Origin of the sequence: Streptococcus sp. E24BD, from assembly GCF_041807825.1 — a bacterium.
GTDB classification, from domain to species: domain Bacteria; phylum Bacillota; class Bacilli; order Lactobacillales; family Streptococcaceae; genus Streptococcus; species Streptococcus entericus.
The window spans coordinates 1-16,573 of record NZ_JBGTZB010000036.1; the positions used below are offsets into that span (position 1 = coordinate 1).

Consider the following 16,573-nt stretch of genomic DNA (forward strand, 5'->3'; position numbering starts at 1 on the left):
GTCTTTCTAATGAGTTGTTTAAGCACTTTTCATTGTAGGTCATATGGAACTTTTTTTCTACACTCAAAAGGCTCTATAATCTCCATGGTGGATTTACCCACTACAGAAATTATAGAGCCACAAAAACGGCATGTCATGATCAGTGACCTGCCGTTTAATCTGATTTAAATTATTTTTAACCCTATTCTTTATCAATTTTGATACCCTTTAGCAGGAAAAATCGGAAACCGAGATAGGTGACCAAGACCCAAATAGCAGTAGCTAGCAAGCGTCGCCAGTCCAAGACTTCCGTCAACAAGTCTTTTGATGGGCTATAGCTCAAGAAGAGGTGGTAGAGTGGTGTTACCAGCAAGAACGCACGCTTGAGTTGACGGAGCTTTTTGGCTTTAACCGTCTCATAGTCTTGTTCATCGACCTCGTGGGTTCGTATGCCCAGTTGATTGCTCTTAAACATCATGTAGCCTGTCGCCACATAAAACCAGATAAAGTTTGTCCACATGAGCAAGTCCAAGGCGATGCTAGGGGTCTTCATCAGGTAAAAAGCCAGAGCTGTACTCAGCAGATTAATCATAAAATGCACCATAAATAGCTGATTACCGATACGGTTGACCATGGCTTCGCGGTATTCGTCCAATTCCTCGATGCCGTAAAACCAGCGGATAATCTTGCTCCATAGAGTCGTTGTTGTCATGATAAGTCTCCTCTAACTGTTGAGATTAGTCGATGATGGTAATTTTACGGTTATTTTTAAAGGCAAGGTAAGCTAAGCGACTGACGACCACTGTTGCCCAAACTGGCAGAGCGATGCTGCTTAGGAAATCCGGTCTATAGTCATGAGTGGCATTGGCGAACAGGAACAACCACCCCAACCCTATTGCTGTTAAGACCGTTTGGAGAAGCGTCCGCTTGAGTATGTTCAGCCTAGCCTGTTTCAACCCTTGTTTATCGGTCTCGACCTTATCCAGTCCTAGTCGCCTTGCCATCTTCTTCTGAAGATGAGGTGGTAAAAAGAGCAAGATAAGGATAATCACCTCGATAGTGCCGGGCAAGTTGAAAAAATAAGCCAAGCCAATCAGGAAGACGAGACAATACATGAGCATGTACATGTTGTTACCGAATTTGTTAATCTCGCTGATGGTGTACTCGTCCAAGTCACTGGTGATGTCGTAGAAACGCCGTAGAAAGAAAATGTAGAGGTTATCTTTATTGAGGTTCATCATTTTAGTCTCCTTGAGTTGTTTTTGATGGTTTTGGGAGGATAGCTGCCGCAAAGCTAGAGGATAATAGTTTGTCAGGCCATGTTACAAAGTGAATAGTTGAGCCAACCACTAGCCCACTAACGCAAGGATAACCATTGCCAGCAAACAGTTTTATCATCCTGCTCCCCTTAAACATGTCTCGTCTCCCAAAAAAGGGTATTTAGGTCAGTTTCTAGCACCTCTGCCAGCTTGATGCAGAGGTCCAGTGAGGGATTGTACTTGTCGTTTTCAATCAGGTTGATGGTCTGCCTAGCGACACTGATGCTCTTGGCCAGCGCTAACTGCGACAGCCCAGCCTGAGTGCGAAAGTCTTTGACACGGTTCATCTGAACTCCTTTCAGTGTTTTTTGGGAAATAGCAGAGCTGATGTCTTTTATATGTGACACATTGGAGTAAAATTTTTTGAGGTCACCCTCAGTGTCTTATATAGATGACATCACTGCTTAAAAAATTTTGGGCACGTCCACCCAGGTCATATATATGTCACATACCTAGTATAACAGATAAGAAAAAATGTGTCAACTATAAATGACACATTTTTTTTTAGATTTTTTTGCTGTTCGCTAGGCTAGCATGTCGGGTTAGCCCCAGACTTCAGTAAAGAACAGCGTTTAAGAACGCATGGCTGAAATCAAGCCATAGCAGTCTTGTAGCTGAGCGAGTTTTTTTGCGTGCTTGCTTTCCTTTTCTGACGAAGGGTTTGAGTGATAGGGTACTTCAGCTGCTGGAAAAACAGCCCTGGATTCTAGTGATGGAGAGCAAGGGCTGTCTGTCATGGTTTTGATAGGTTGCAGGTCTTGATTTTGAAGCGCCTATGTCAACTCGTCCAGATAGTCGAATTGCTCGAAAGCTCTGCTATTGGCGATAGCCACCAACAATGTCCCTTTGGCCAAGGGCTGGTTGAGGGCAAGGGTCGTGTTGATGGGAGCGTTCTTTTGCTCACGGAGACCGATGATGTTGATGTCGTAGGTGTTGCGAACATCTAGCTGAATGATAGACTTGCCGATCCATTTATCAGGAATCTCAAACTCAACAATAGCGGTGTCCCCCTCGAAATGAAAAACGTCGTGAATTTTGTTGCGCAGCAGTGTCGAAACCAGGTTGACCCCAGCTTCGCGCTCTGGCGAGATAACCAAATCAGCACCGACGGCATAGAGGACTTCCTCGTAGCTCATACTCTTGGCCTTAGCGACAATTTTCTTGACGTCCAGCTTTTTACAGTTGATGACGGCAAGAACGGCTGCCTCTAGGTTAGTTCCTGTAGCGATAACCACAGCGTCGCAGTGGTCGATACCAAGCCCTTGCAGGAAATGGTAGTCGGTAATGTCACCGACAGCAGCCTTGCTGACCTGATCAGCGACCGCCTCAATATGGCGACCGTCATTGTCTGCAGCGATAACGTCCTGATCAAACTGGGTTAGCTCCCTCGCCACTGTGCGACCAAACACACCAAGTCCCAGCACACCGATAATTTTTCGTGTCATAAGATCCTTTCCTAGCCCACCAAAATGTTGGTTTCCGCATATTGGATGGGTTTTTCTTTTTTCTGAACAAGGCTGAGCAGGACAGTGATTGGTCCTACGCGGCCGATAAACATGAGTAGCATGATGATGACCCGACCACCCAAGCCCAGCTGGCTGGTGACATCCATGGTGATGCCGACCGTTGCTAGAGCGCTGGCCACTTCAAAGAGCAGGGCAAAGGGGTCAAGTGACGGCTCAACCTGCAAGAGCAGGAGATAGCCGACCAAAAAGACTGTAAAGAAGAAAATCAGCACCGTCAAGGTTTGCTTGAGCAGCTTTTGTGGAATGCTTCGGTACTGAAAGAGGATTTGGCTATTGCCAGATAGCTCGGCCTTGAAGACCAAGAAGAGAATGGCGACCACGCTCAGCTTGAGCCCGCCTGCTGTCCCACCAGGTGCACCCCCCATGAGCATTTGCAGGATATAGAGGATATTGGTCACCAAGTCAGTTTGGACATAGCTGATGGTCGAAAAGCCTGCCGTTCGCATGGTCACAGTTTGAAAAAAGCTGACTAAAAGTTGTTGTGGTGGGCTGTAATGCCCGATGGTGGCTGGATTATCCAGCTCAATCAACCAAGATAGGAGCGTTCCAGCTAGTAGGATGATACCGGTGGTGATCAGCATCAATTTGGAATGTGGTGACAACCAACGCTCCAGTCGCTTGGGCTGGCGTGGTTTGGTTAAGACGGAGCGCTTAAAGGCCTGAATCAGATCTTTCCAGACGATGAAGCCTAAGCCTCCTGATAAAATCAACCCTGCAATGACCAGATTGACCAAGGGATTGACGACGAAATCGCCCAGACTGTTGGCGCCTAGGTTATCAAAACCGGCGTTACAAAATGCAGAGATGGCGAGGAAAATGCTGTTAAAAATGCCATCTGCCCAACCATAGCGGGGAATGAAATCCACCATAAGAAGGAGGGCTCCCACCCCTTCGATAGTTAGAGTGATTTTGTAGATGGAAAAGAGATGCTCTTTCAAGCTTGTCGGCTGGTCAAAGCTGAGCGAGGACTTGAGCAATTCTTGGTCGTTGACACCGACCTTGCGCTTGAGGGTATAGTAACTGATGGCAATCAGGCTGACCAACCCCAGCCCACCAATCTGAATCAGAATCAAGCAGATAACCTGCCCTAGGCGATTGTAGACCTCAGCGACAGGAAAAACTGACAGACCGGTCACGCAAACCATGGAGACCGCGTGAAAGAGGTGGTCAAGGTAGCTGGTTGGCGGTGCACCTGCCACGTGAAAGATGGGGAGAGACAGTAAGAGACTGCCGACGAGAATAGTCGCTAAAAAACTGATACTCAGCTTCTGAGCGATGGTTAGGGGTCTTAATTCAGGCATCATAGGGGTTTCTTATTTGGCAAGCCAGCCTTTCTGGGGTATTTGTTAGGTGTTTCTTTGGTTTTGCGGACAATGGTCAGGTTGCGGGAATCACCGTTTGGCAGCTGGTAATCTCTTGTCTCGTCGACCTTGGCAAAGAGGGTCTGAAGCGCTGTTTTAGCGTCAAGTAACTCGCTGTCAGCCGCTGCTGCCTTGAGGGCAATCAGCTGACCATTGATACGAAGAAAGGGGATCGTCAGCTCTGCCAAGACTTGCAGGCGAGCGACAGCTCTGGCAGTGACGAGGTCAAACTGCCCTCTGAACGTCTTATCTTGACCAAAGTCTTCCGCTCTGCCATGATAAAAAGCGACACCAGTCAGCCCTAACTCCTCAGCTAGTAAGGTCAAAAAGCTAATCCGCTTATTGAGGGAATCGATAATGGTGACCTCAAGCTCTGGGCAGAGGATTTTCATCGGAAGGCTGGGAAAGCCAGCTCCAGCACCGATATCCAGCAATGTTAGGGGCTGGTTTTTGATGTGCCCCTGAAGAACTGGTGCAAGGCTGTCGTAGAAGTGTTTGAGATAGACCTCGTCGCGTGCGGTGATGGCAGTTAGGTTAATCTTTTCATTCCATTCAACCAAGAGCTCAAAGTAACGGTTGAATTGTGCTTTTTGCTGGTCGTTAAGGAAAAAGCCAGCGGCTGCCAAGTGGTCGTAAAATTCTTGTGGTGTCATGGTTATCCTTTATCGTCTTTAGTGGTTCCATTCTACCACAAACTCCCTTTTTTTGCCAAAGTATGGTATAATGGTTCTGTAGAAAAAAGGAGGAACTCTCTATGTTTTGGATTATTATTGCTATTGTTGCCCTTATTGCCTTACTCGTGGTCGGTGTGTATAACAGCCTGGTCAAGAGTCGGGTGCAAACACAAGAGTCTTGGAGCCAGATTGACGTTCAACTCAAGCGTCGTAATGACCTGATTCCTAACTTGATTGAGACTGTTAAAGGCTACGCCAAATACGAAGGTCAGACCTTGGAAAAAATTGCAGAGTTGAGAGCGCAGATTGCTAAGGCTAGCAGCCCAGCTGAAGCCATGCAGGCTTCTGATGCTTTGACTCGTCAAGTTGCAGGTATCCTTGCTGTTGCAGAAAACTATCCTGACCTTAAAGCCAATGCCAGCTTTGTCAAGTTGCAAGACGAATTGACCAACACCGAGAACAAGATTTCTTATTCTCGTCAGTTGTATAACACCACCGTTTCCAACTATAACGTCAAATTAGAAACCTTCCCAAGCAATATCATTGCAGGCCTGTTTGGTTTTAAGAAGGTTGACTTTTTACAAACTCCTGAAGAAGAAAAAGTTGTGCCAACAGTTAATTTTGACTTCTAATTTTTCACGGAAGAGGCTGGGAAAAGATTCCTAGTTTCTTCATTTTATTGTCGTTAATCAGAGGAGTTGTGGTGGTTTGGAGTAATTTTTATCGATTTTGTCTGTTTTAAAGTTGCCCATGCACAGATCATTAGTCCCCACTGCTGAGTGCTTTAAGGCTTTTGAGCTTTGAAGGGGGAGTGACGTAGTCTTGGAGATGTAATTCTGACGAATGAACGATTGTTGCCACACACTCTTTTTTCAAACTGGAGGAAAACCCTATGCTGTTTGAACAAATCAAGTCTAACAAGCGACGAACCATCGCTTTATTGCTCGTTTTTTTCGCTCTCTTGACAACTCTCGGAGCTGCGCTAGGTTATGTGCTGGCGGATTCACTGGCGTTCGGCGCTGTGCTCGCCCTTCTTATCGGGCTCATCTATGCTGCCATCATGATTTTTCAATCAACCAATGTGGTCATGTCCATGAATCAGGCGCGTGAAGTGACGGTAGCCGAAGCCCCAGACCTTTATCATGTGGTCGAAGACATGGCCATGGTCGCTCAAATCCCCATGCCACGTGTCTTTATCATCGATGACCCAGCCTTCAATGCCTTTGCTACAGGGTCAAGCCCCGAGAATGCAGCGGTTGCTGCGACGACAGGTCTTCTCGCAGTAATGAACCGAGAGGAACTTGAAGCGGTCATGGGGCACGAAGTCAGCCATATTCGTAACTATGACATCCGTATCTCGACCATAGCTGTCGCTCTCGCATCGGCAGTAACCCTCCTGTCTTCGCTGGGTGGTCGCATGATGTGGTATGGTGGTGGACGTTCACGCCGAAACAACCGCGATAACGACGGAGCTAGTGTCCTGATTCTGGTTTTTTCTTTGTTGGCAATCGCTCTCGCACCGCTGGCGGCCACCCTTGTTCAGCTAGCCATTTCCCGCCAGAGGGAGTACCTGGCTGATGCTGGCGCTGTTGAGTTGACCCGAAATCCCTACGGGATGATTAGGGCGCTTCAAAAATTGGACCAATCTGCCCCAATGCAGCAGTCTGTTGATTCAGCCAGCGCAGCTTTATATATCAATGACCCTAAGAAAAAAGAGGGCTTTAAATCCCTCTTTTACACCCATCCCCCCATTGCAGACCGTATTGCACGGCTAGAAAAGATGTAAGATAAGCCCCTTTCTGTTCACAACGGCTGACAGAAAGGGGCTATTTTATTTTTGTACTCATTTCCTCAACCGCTCACTGAAACTGATTGCCCAAATCAACAACGGTCAAAATAATGTCAGTCATTTCCTCAGGACTCTCTTGGCCACCTGTTTCAATCCAAAGACTGATGATGCTTTCTATGGAGGACAAATAAACGGTCAGGGCATAGGGATAAGGGATGCGGTAAGCCTCGACTAAGGCTTCTGCAATTTGCTCGTCGGGACTCAGTAGATGGCGAGTGAAGTCCTTGATTGATTCAGACAGATTCAAAAAGAGACTATTAGCTATGGCTGAAATAAAATCAAAATCCCCTTTCAAAAACTGTAAAATCGCTAAAATCCCTGCTCTAGGCTGATGCTTATGCCGCTCAAGCAGAATGTCAATCTCTTGCCAAGTATCATCTTTGAGGTGATTGATAAAGTCGTACTTGTCTTGATAATGGAGATAAAAGGTGCTGCGGTTGATGCCGGCTTTTTTAGTGATTTGGCTGATGGTCAAGTGTTCAATCTCAGTGTCCTGAAGCAGGAGCGTCAAGGCTTTTTTCAAGTAAGCTTTGGTTTCGGTTTGTCGGTGTTTCATCGCTCTATCCTTAAATCGACAGTTTGTCGTTTTTTGTTCTTGTGATTGCTATCGCTTCATGTTATCATAGATGGCAGTTAAAATCAACAATCTGTCTATTTTGTAGAGCTAATCAGGAAGGGAAAGGATTTAACATGGCTTATATTGATGTCAAACAGGTTTCAAAGTCTTATGGCAGTGGGGATAGTCGCATTGTGGCCAATCACGAGGTAACTTTTGCGATTGAACAAGGCGAGTTGGTGATTATCCTTGGGTCTTCTGGTGCTGGAAAATAGACCTTGCTAAATATTTTAGGCGGGATGGATACCAGTGATCAGGGGCAGGTGATGATTGATGGCGTTGACATCGCACAGTTCAATGCTCATCAGCTGACGAACTACCGCCGTGACGATGTCGGATTTGTCTTTCAATTTTATAATCTGGTCGCTAATCTCACGGCTAAGGAAAATGTCGAACTTGCCTGCGAAATCGTTAAGGATTCTTTAGACCCAACTGAGGTACTCAAACAGGTTGGGCTTAGTCAGCGTCTCAATCATTTCCCAGCCCAGCTGTCAGGAGGTGAGCAGCAGCGGGTATCGATTGCACGAGCAGTGGCTAAAAAACCAAAACTGTTGCTCTGCGATGAGCCGACAGGCGCTCTGGATTATCAAACAGGTAAGCAGGTCTTGAAAATCTCACAGGACATGTCTAGGCACCAAGGGGCGACCGTCATCATCGTGACCCATAACGCTGCTTTAGCGCCGATTGCAGACCGTGTGATTCATATGCGGGATGCAACGGTTAAATCCGTTATCACCAACGCCCAACCTCAGGATATTGAAATGCTAGAATACTAGGGTGCTGTCATGAAAAAATCAGTCTATCTTAAAGAATTGTCCCAGTCTTTTTTGGGTTCAAAAGGGAGATTTTTTTCAATCTTTAGCCTGATGATGATTGGCTCTCTTGCTTTGGTTGGTCTCAAGGTGACGACCCCAAATATGCAAAGGACAGCTCAGGACTACATCACAGAAACCCATCTGGTGGATTTAGCAGTGATGGCAGACTATGGCCTATCGGCAGAAGACCAAGAAGAGCTAAAGCAAGTTAAAGGAGCGACTGTATAATTTGGCTACTTAGCTGATGTGACCATCGCAGGTCAGGACGAGGCCGTTCGGCTCTTTTCCTCTCCGAAGACCTTGTCTACCTATCGGGTGCGCTCAGGGCGGTTGCCTGAAACAGCTCATGAAGTGGCTCTATCAGAACAGTTAAGTCCGTCTTATCAGATTGGAGATGCCATTCGTTTCACACCATCTTCTGACAGTCCTCTGACAACAGATACCTTTACAGTGACTGGTTTTGTCCAGTCCGCAGAACTTTGGGATAAGGAAGTCCTCGGTCAGACAAGGGCAGGAACAGGCGACTTAATGGCTTACGGAGTGACTACAGAGGCGGCTTTTGACAGCTCTGTTTACATGATTGCGCGTTTAGTCTATGATGAGTTGAGAGGGGAACCCTTTTTCACCGAGACCTACGATAGGAAAATAGCAGAGCATCAACAGCAATTGACAGCTCTCCTCGCTGATAACGGTCATCAACGTTGGCAGGTGTTAAGAGCAGATGCACAGTCGGAGATTGACCGCGGGCGCAAACAACTTTCAGAGACTAAAGAGCAAATCGCAGATGGTGAAGAGCAACTGGCAGAGGCTAGGGGAGCCCTTTCTCAGGGGCAAAGCCAATTAGAAAAAGGTCAAGAACTCCTCAACCAAGGTCAAGCCGAGCTTGCACTCAACATCAACTGGCGACTAGTCAAGCCGAATTGGCTCAATCGAAAAAACAGCTCGATGACAGCAAGTTGGAGCTTGAACAAGCAGAAGCGCGTTTAACAAAAACGTCACGTGAACTGGCAGAGGCAGATTTGGCGCTTCAAACGGGTAAAACAGCGCTTGACACGACGAAGGCCCAGCTGGAACAAGCAAGTAAGGCATTGGAGCAAAGTCAACTGTCCCTAGCTGCTGATAAAAAACAGCTGGATGAGTTAGCAACAAACCTTGCCCTAGAACAGCAGGTTTGGCAAACAGAGGTGTCACGTCTTGAGGCAGAAAAACAGGAGTGGCTTGTGCAGGGACAGGATCCTCAAAGCGCCTCTCGTCTGACTGCTCGAGAAAGTCAACTAGCAGAAACTGCTCAGCGATTGACCCAATTAGAAAACAATCTCCAACAAGGGCAGGCAGGCTATCAGAGTAACCTCACCATCTATGAGAACGAGCGGTCAGCCTATCAGACGGCAGAAAGCCAGTACCGCTCAGCCTTAGAGGCCTATGACCTACAGCTGGCTAGCTATCAACAAGGCAAGGCAGCCTATGAAGAAGGTCTAACCACCTATCAGCAGGGTAAGGTGGATTATGATGCAGGCTTAGCCGCTTACCAATCAGGTTTAGCCACCTATCAATCAGGTTTAAGTGCTTATGTCGCCAATCAAGCTCGGCTAGATCAGGAAAGTTTGGTCATCTCACAAGAGCAAGACCGCCTCAACTCGGCTAAAGCAGAGCTTGAGCGCTCCCAATCTGATTTTGACCGTCAGAAAGCTGATGCCCAAGCACAGATGGCGAGCGCAGATAAGGAACTCACTCAAGCGACAGACCAACTCAACCAGTTGACTGAGCCTGATTATAGGGTTTATACGCGTCAAACCTTTCCAGGCGGTCATGGCTATGATACCTTTAAAACAGGAGCCTCTGCCATTTCAGCTGTCGGCAATATCTTTCCTGTTGTCCTTTATCTGGTGGCGGCCCTAGTCAGCCTGACAACGATGACGAGTTTTGTTGATGAGGAACGTCATACTATCGGTATTTTTAAGTCCTTAGGATTTACTAATCGAGCCATCATGGCAAAATTTGTCGTGTATGGTTTGACCGCCAGTCTTGCTGGAACACTTGTCGGGGTTATCTTGGGACATACGGTGCTCTCTTCCATGATTGGCAATATTCTGACCCAAAAACTGGTTTTAGGGCAGATCAGTCATAGCTTCTATCCTGGCTGGAGCTTGGTTGCTGTGCTATTAGCCCTGATCTCAGCGGTTTTGCCAGCCTATCTCGTTGCCCACAGGGATTTAATCAGGGAAAAACCTGCACAATTACTACAAGCCAAACCGCCAGTTACTGGTTCTTCCATTTGGCTAGAACGCTGGACCTTTATCTGGAAACGCCTCAGCTTTACGCACAAGGTCACTGCTCGCAACATTTTTCGCTACAAGCAACGGATGTTGATGACCATTTTTGGAGTAGCAGGGTCGGTGGCCCTTTTCTTTGCGGGCTTAGGTATTCAGTCCTCAATTTCAGGGGTGGCTAAGAGCCAGTTTGGGGAGCTATTGACCTATGACTTGATTCTAGTGGAAAATAGCAGAGCATCGCAAGATGATAAAGACCAGTTGACCAGTTTTTTAGAAACGGCAACTATTGCTCAGAAACTCCCCGTCCGTTTTTTCAGCACTTCAGAAACTATTCAGTAAACAGGTGACCAGACCATCACCCTACTTGTGGCAAATCAGCCTCAGCTGAACGATTTTATTCAACTCAGGCAACGACAGACTAAAGAGCAGCTAAATTTGAGCGACACAGGCGCTATTGTGACTGAAAAGCTGGCAACCCTATACGGTGTTGACCTTGGTGACCAGCTGACTGTGACGCTGGAAGACCATTCTGTGACCCTGACGGTTGCAGGCATCAGTGAACTATATGCTGGTCATTACATCTACTTATCTGAGGCATATTACGAAAAACTCCAACCTAAACCCAGTCCACCCAATGGTTACCTGATTCAGCTTAAAGACCAATCGCCTGAACATATCAAAGAAACAGCAGCAGAAGCCCTGAAGCAATACGCGGTCGCAAGTGTCGTTCAAAATACCACGCTTGAAATGGCTTTGACAAAGACGGCAGATTCCCTGTCAGCCGTTATGTTGGTACTGATTGCCCTCTCCATTTTATTAGCGGTTGTCATTTTATACAACTTAACGACGATAAATGTGGCAGAGTGCATTCGCGAACTGTCCACCATCAAGGTTCTCGGTTTCCATCATAAGGAGGTCACACTTTATATTTACCGTGAAACCATTGTGCTGTCACTCGCTGGCATCATGTTAGGGCTGGGAGGGGGTGTTTATCTCCACCGCTTGTTGCTAAACATGATTGCCTCACCTAGTTTGATGTTCCAGCCTCAGGTGGCTCTGAGTGTTTACTTGACACCAGTGTTTGCCATCGCTATGATTTTGATTGTATTGGGTGTACTCATTAACCGCCGTTTGCGCCAGGTCGATATGCTTGAAGCCTTAAAATCTCTTGAGTAGCCGATTGCAGTTTCAAACGAGAAAAAGAGAGTAGGGCAAAAATTGGTCACCCAAAGCGGGAATTTTTCCTGTTCTTCCTAATTTTAAGCTTTGGACTAAACCAGCCTGCTGGACTATTTTACACTCAACCACTGCGTCTTGTTTAAGCATTCAAAAACAAGTTGAGAGGCAGGGACTTTTGTCTCAGGCTCCAACATTCTCTTATTATATTTTTCAACTTGGTCAAGACAAGTCATCGAAATCTTGCTATAATAGAATCAGTGAAGACAAAGGAGAAGATGATGTTTCGTTTAACAGACATTCGAAAACAGCCAGACGGTATTACTTTTCAGCAGATATTACACCTCGAAGAGGTGCTTAAAGCCAGAGAGCCAGAGATTTTAGCTTTGGGACCGGTCGTCGTTCAGGGGCAAGTCAGTCATGACCAAGGGCTCTATCTCTTGACCTATACCATGACCTATCAGCTGACCCTGCCATCCAGTCGCTCTTTAGAGCCTGTTCTTTTGGACAATAGCCAAGCTGTACAGGAAGTGTTTATTGCTGCTTCGAATGTCGCAGCAAAGCAGGAATTGGTTGATGACGATTTGGTCTTGATTGTCGAAGGAGACCATATTGACCTGACAGAAAGTGTTGTCGATAACATTCTCCTCAACCTGCCCAGTCGTGTCTTGACACCTGAGGAAGAGCAAGAGGAAGACTTACCGAGTGGGCAAAACTGGTCTATTTTAACAGAGAGCCAATACGACGCTCAAAAACAGGCTGAAAAGGAAGCCAGTAGCCCTTTTGCAGGTTTAGCTGGTCTCTTCAGTGAAGATGACACAAATTAGTGACAAAAAACTGACGATTTTTCTGAGAATTGTCAGTTTTTGCTTGACAAGCTCAGCTTATATTTGCTAGAATATATTTTTTATGACCATCACTTTTTTATAACATAGGAGGAAGAACATGATACGCAAAGCTTTTGATTCGGAAAAATACCTCAGTTTGCAACGTGACCACATCTTGGAGCGAATCAGTCAGTTTGAAGGCAAACTTTACCTAGAGTTTGGTGGTAAAATGCTGGAAGACTTCCATGCAGCTCGTGTCTTGCCTGGTTATGAACCTGATAATAAAATTAAACTCCTACACGAACTGCGTGAGCAGGTAGAAATTGTTATTGCCATCAATGCAAACAATATCGAGCATTCCAAGGCACGCGGTGATTTGGGGATTTCTTATGACCAAGAGGTCTTTCGTCTGATTGACAAGTTTAATGACCTTGATCTCTTTGTTGGGTCTGTCGTCATTACTCAGTATGCCGGTCAGCCTGCGGCAGACGCTTTCCGCTATAGCCTGACAAAACACGGCATATCATCTTACCTCCACTACCCGATTAAGGGCTATCCGACAGATATTGACCACATTATGTCGGCAGAAGGGATGGGGAAAAACGACTACATTCAGACCAGTCGCAACCTCATCGTTGTTACGGCTCCGGGCCCTGGTTCAGGAAAATTGGCGACCTGCATCTCCCAGCTTTACCATGACCAACTCAATGGCGTTAGCTCAGGATACGCCAAGTTTGAAACCTTCCCTGTTTGGAACTTGCCACTGCACCACCCTGTTAACTTGGCTTACGAAGCTGCAACAGCTGACCTTGATGACGTCAACATGATTGACCCTTTCCACTTGGAAACTTACGGGAAGACAACGGTCAATTATAACCGTGACATCGAGATTTTCCCAGTGGTCAAGCGTATGTTAGAGCGGATTCTTGGCAAATCTCCGTATGCTTCACCGACGGATATGGGTGTTAATATGGTCGGTTTTGCCATTACTGATAACGATGCTGCTGTTGAGGCGTCAAAACAAGAGATTATCCGTCGCTATTACCAGACCTTGGTTGACTTCAAGGCAGAACGAGTGAGCGAGGTAGCTGTCAAGAAGATTGAGTTCTTGATGAACGACCTCGGTATCACGCCAGCAGACCGCCAGGTAACCTTGGTGGCCAGAGAAAAGGCGGAACTGACAGGCGATGCTGCCCTAGCGCTTGAATTGCCAAATGGTCAGACGGTCACTGGTAAGACCTCTGATTTGTTCGGACCGACAGCTGCTGTTTTGGTAAATGCCATCAAAGCCTTAGCGGGTATTGACAAGCAAACGCACCTGATTGAACCTGATTATGTAACGCCAATCCAAGGCTTAAAAATCAATCACTTAGGCAACCGAAACCCCCGCCTGCACTCTTCTGAATTACTGATTGCCCTAGCGATTACAGCGCGCAACAGTCCAGAAGCCCATCGTGCCATGCAGGAATTAGGCAACTTACAAGGCAGCGAGGTACACTCAACAGTAATCTTGCCTGAAGAGGATAAAAATGTCCTCCGTAAATTGGGCGTCAATGTCACTGTCGACCCAATCTACTCACGTCAGAAACTTTACCGTCGTTAAACGAGCAAATCTAGACGACTATCTGAAAAAGATTTCAGAAGACGGTTTTCAAAATGTTGTCGTGGAGGTTAAGAAGCTCTCAACTCGTCAGTTGGTCTTGACGTGTTAAAATGGACGACTAGTGTCTGCTTGGCTTGGCAAAAGGAACAAAAAGAAAAATAGTTGGTTCGCCAGCTATTTTTTGTTATAATAGACCTATGTTTTATACTGAAAATGAAGAAGAACTCATGGCACTGGGGGAACGGTTGGCCAAGCATCTTGACGCTGGTCAAGTGATTTTACTGACTGGCGAGCTGGGAGTTGGTAAAACCACCCTGACCAAGGGCTTAGCCAAAGGGCTGGGAATCACGCAGATGGTAAAAAGTCCGACTTATACCTTGGTCCGCACCTATGAGGGACGACTGCCTCTCAACCACTTAGACATCTATCGTCTTGGTGATGACCCAGACAGTATCGACATCGACGAGTTTCTCTACAGCGACGGCGTAACCGTCATCGAGTGGGGCAGGCTCTTGCCGAGTGACGCGATTGAGGACTACCTGGAGCTGGTTATCGAGCGCCGTGACCACGGCAGACAGGTGAGCTTAGCGGCTTTTGGCCAGCGGTCTCAGGAGATTTTGGAGGATTTTGAAAATGGCAGAGCAGACCATTAGTTTTCGAGAAGCCAGCGGACAAGATGCGGCTGCTTTTTTGGATTTTATGGCTCAAGTCGCAACAGAGACCGATTATCTGGTCATGGATGACAGTGGCTTGTCCCAGTCTGTTGAGCAAATGGCCGACACCTTAGATAAGTTCTATCGTGCCAATGACCAGTTTTGTTTACTGGCTTTAGTAGATGACCAGTTAATTGGTGCCTTGACCGTTAGAACAGCTCCACAGTCCAAACTAAACCATATTGGGCATATCTTTTTGGCTGTTCACAAACCATACTGGGGGCATGGCCTGGGACGCCTGATGTTAGAGGAAGCTATTGACTGGGCGGAGCAAGAAGATGTGTTAGCCAGATTAGAATTAACCGTGCAGGTCAGAAATGACCGAGCCACTCGCCTTTACCAACATTTGGGATTTGAAATTGAAGGAACGAAACAGCGAGGAGCGGTTTCCGCTACAGGTGACTTTCTGGACGTTTACATGATGGCAAAAATGATAGGATAACTAATGAGTATTGGGAAAAAAATTGCCCTGATGTTGACAGGGATTATCACTGTGACAGCTATTGCGGTCGGTTTGTATCTGACCACAGCCTATTCGTTTTCAACCAACGAGCTGTCCAAAACCTTTAAAAACTATCGGCAAGATAGCATACAAAGCACAGCGATTGCTGACACAAAGCCGTTTTCAGTTCTTTTGATGGGGGTAGATACTGGATCAGGCTCTCGTGAGGACAGATGGCAAGGGCAGAGCGATTCGATGATTTTGGTCACCGTTAACCCTCAGACCAACACCACAACCCTGACCAGTCTGGAGCGAGATACCTTGGTCGATTTGCTAGATGACACTGGTGAACCTCTCGGGACAAAAACTAAGTTAAATGCCGCCTATGCCTATGGAGGTGCACCGATGGCCATCAAGACTGTGGAGGGCTTGATGGATATTCGGATCAATTATTACATGCAGATCAACATGCAGGGGCTGGTTGACCTAGTCAATGCTGTTGGTGGCATTACCGTGACCAATCAGTTTGATTTCCCAATTCGTATTGATGAATGGGAGCCTGAGTATACCTCAAGCGTTGAACCAGGAACGCACAAAGTCAACGGCGATCAAGCCTTGGTCTACGCCCGCATGCGCTACGATGACCCAGAAGGAGACTATGGTCGCCAACGGCGCCAACGTGAAGTTATCCAAAAACTCGTTTCCAAACTGCTGGCGCTCAATAGCTTGAGTAGTTACCGTAGCATTTTGACCGCTGTCAGCAAAAACATGCAAACTGACATCCTGTTAACACCACAGACGATTCCTGACTTGTTGGCTTATCGTCAGGCGATTAGTAACTTGCAAACTTATCAGTTGCATGGCGAGGATGCCATGGTTGATGAGGTTAGCTATCAAGCCGTAACTAGAGAGCATCTGCTTGAGACCCAAAATCGAATTAAGCGTGAACTGGGACTACCAGAAAACCAAGACCTGACGACAATAGCTGTACTTTACGAAGACATCTATGGCATGTCCCCAGAGGTTTCAACAACTTATCAGGACACTGTTTCCCCTACTCCTTCGGTTGATTATAATGACCCCTCTAGTCAATCAGAAAGCTTAGCGCCTCTAAATCCAACATTTGGAAGTCAGTCATCAGGAGACACAACCTCGGATTAGCTAATCAGAAAATGATTTATTATAAGAGAAGACTAACAGGTCTCCTCTTTTTTATTAGACGACATTGTCTCTGTTCAGCTACCAAAAACCGGAGTTGTTGAAAAGTGTAAAAATAGGCTCTTTGTCAACTGTAGTGGGTTGACTCACTTAACACCGAGAGAGGACAGTTCTTGTCTTCTCTCGTTTTATGTTTATGGCAATGAAAATGCGAGTTTTGTCTTTTCAAAGTTTCTGAAACC

18 protein-coding genes and 1 pseudogene are annotated in these 16,573 nt (G+C 46.6%); 12 read left to right on the forward strand and 7 right to left on the reverse strand.

What is annotated here, in order from left to right:
* Positions 1–181: 181 nt before the first annotated feature.
* The 6 genes from ACERC5_RS08325 to rsmG all read right to left on the reverse strand — a co-directional run bounded on the left by ACERC5_RS08325 (position 182) and on the right by rsmG (position 4,838).
* Positions 182–691 (reverse strand): DUF6773 family protein, encoded by a 510-nt coding sequence (locus ACERC5_RS08325; RefSeq protein WP_373659474.1) that lies wholly within the window; start codon positions 689–691, stop codon positions 182–184.
* Between the two features lie 25 nt (positions 692–716).
* Positions 717–1,217 (reverse strand): DUF3278 domain-containing protein, encoded by a 501-nt coding sequence (locus ACERC5_RS08330; protein WP_373659473.1) that lies wholly within the window; start codon positions 1,215–1,217, stop codon positions 717–719.
* Positions 1,218–1,387: 170 nt separating this feature from the next.
* A complete protein-coding gene (locus ACERC5_RS08335; protein WP_373659472.1) occupies positions 1,388–1,585 on the reverse strand; it encodes a helix-turn-helix transcriptional regulator in 198 nt (65 codons plus the stop codon).
* 486 nt (positions 1,586–2,071) lie between these two features.
* The gene (locus ACERC5_RS08340; RefSeq protein WP_373659471.1) at positions 2,072–2,743 is read right to left on the reverse strand and encodes an NAD-binding protein; all 672 of its coding nucleotides are present in this window, start codon (positions 2,741–2,743) and stop codon (positions 2,072–2,074) included.
* An 11-nt stretch (positions 2,744–2,754) separates the two neighbouring features.
* Positions 2,755–4,128 carry a TrkH family potassium uptake protein gene (locus ACERC5_RS08345; RefSeq protein ID WP_373659470.1) on the reverse strand — a complete coding sequence of 458 codons (1,374 nt, stop codon included), beginning with the start codon at positions 4,126–4,128 and terminating at the stop codon, positions 2,755–2,757.
* Entirely contained in the window at positions 4,125–4,838 is a 714-nt protein-coding gene (rsmG, locus tag ACERC5_RS08350) for a 16S rRNA (guanine(527)-N(7))-methyltransferase RsmG (protein ID WP_373659469.1), read from the reverse strand. Before rsmG ends, ACERC5_RS08345 begins: the two co-directional genes overlap by 4 nt.
* A 101-nt stretch (positions 4,839–4,939) precedes the next feature.
* Here rsmG and ACERC5_RS08355 point away from each other — a divergent pair, with 101 nt between their 5' ends.
* Together ACERC5_RS08355 and htpX are read left to right on the forward strand one after the other, a co-directional pair.
* Entirely contained in the window at positions 4,940–5,491 is a 552-nt protein-coding gene (locus ACERC5_RS08355) for a LemA family protein (RefSeq protein ID WP_373659468.1), read from the forward strand.
* A gap of 260 nt (positions 5,492–5,751) precedes the next feature.
* Complete coding sequence (gene htpX / locus ACERC5_RS08360) at positions 5,752–6,645, forward strand: zinc metalloprotease HtpX (RefSeq protein WP_373659467.1); 894 nt, start codon at positions 5,752–5,754, stop codon at positions 6,643–6,645.
* Between the two features lie 73 nt (positions 6,646–6,718).
* On the opposite strand, the gene ACERC5_RS08365 is transcribed toward htpX, so the two are convergent.
* The gene (locus ACERC5_RS08365; RefSeq protein WP_373659466.1) at positions 6,719–7,264 is read right to left on the reverse strand and encodes a TetR/AcrR family transcriptional regulator; all 546 of its coding nucleotides are present in this window, start codon (positions 7,262–7,264) and stop codon (positions 6,719–6,721) included.
* A gap of 134 nt (positions 7,265–7,398) precedes the next feature.
* Between ACERC5_RS08365 and ACERC5_RS08370 the strand changes: the two are divergent.
* The 10 genes and pseudogenes from ACERC5_RS08370 (at position 7,399) to ACERC5_RS08415 (ending at position 16,334) form a co-directional block, all read left to right on the forward strand.
* Positions 7,399–8,100: pseudogene (locus ACERC5_RS08370) on the forward strand (ABC transporter ATP-binding protein).
* 9 nt (positions 8,101–8,109) lie between these two features.
* Positions 8,110–8,367: a hypothetical protein gene (locus tag ACERC5_RS08375; protein WP_373659465.1), complete on the forward strand. Its 258-nt coding sequence runs from the start codon at positions 8,110–8,112 to the stop codon at positions 8,365–8,367.
* Positions 8,368–8,385: 18 nt separating this feature from the next.
* Positions 8,386–9,126 (forward strand): hypothetical protein, encoded by a 741-nt coding sequence (locus tag ACERC5_RS08380; protein WP_373659463.1) that lies wholly within the window; start codon positions 8,386–8,388, stop codon positions 9,124–9,126.
* Positions 9,060–10,751, forward strand: a complete 1,692-nt coding sequence (locus tag ACERC5_RS08385) for an FtsX-like permease family protein (protein WP_373660560.1) — start codon at positions 9,060–9,062, stop codon at positions 10,749–10,751. Before ACERC5_RS08380 ends, ACERC5_RS08385 begins: the two co-directional genes overlap by 67 nt.
* 96 nt (positions 10,752–10,847) lie before the next feature.
* Positions 10,848–11,588, forward strand: coding sequence for an ABC transporter permease (locus ACERC5_RS08390; protein WP_373660561.1), 741 nt, complete (start codon positions 10,848–10,850; stop codon positions 11,586–11,588).
* A gap of 281 nt (positions 11,589–11,869) precedes the next feature.
* Positions 11,870–12,415 carry a DUF177 domain-containing protein gene (locus ACERC5_RS08395; protein ID WP_373659461.1) on the forward strand — a complete coding sequence of 182 codons (546 nt, stop codon included), beginning with the start codon at positions 11,870–11,872 and terminating at the stop codon, positions 12,413–12,415.
* A 118-nt stretch (positions 12,416–12,533) separates the two neighbouring features.
* Positions 12,534–14,018, forward strand: coding sequence for a DUF1846 domain-containing protein (locus tag ACERC5_RS08400; protein WP_373659460.1), 1,485 nt, complete (start codon positions 12,534–12,536; stop codon positions 14,016–14,018).
* Between the two features lie 197 nt (positions 14,019–14,215).
* On the forward strand, positions 14,216–14,671 hold the full coding sequence (gene tsaE / locus ACERC5_RS08405; protein WP_373660562.1) for a tRNA (adenosine(37)-N6)-threonylcarbamoyltransferase complex ATPase subunit type 1 TsaE: 456 nt from the start codon (positions 14,216–14,218) through the stop codon (positions 14,669–14,671).
* Entirely contained in the window at positions 14,652–15,173 is a 522-nt protein-coding gene (locus ACERC5_RS08410; RefSeq protein WP_373659458.1) for an N-acetyltransferase family protein, read from the forward strand. Before tsaE ends, ACERC5_RS08410 begins: the two co-directional genes overlap by 20 nt.
* Before the next feature lie 3 nt (positions 15,174–15,176).
* Positions 15,177–16,334: an LCP family protein gene (locus ACERC5_RS08415; RefSeq protein WP_373660563.1), complete on the forward strand. Its 1,158-nt coding sequence runs from the start codon at positions 15,177–15,179 to the stop codon at positions 16,332–16,334.
* The last annotated feature ends 239 nt before the right edge of the window (positions 16,335–16,573 follow it).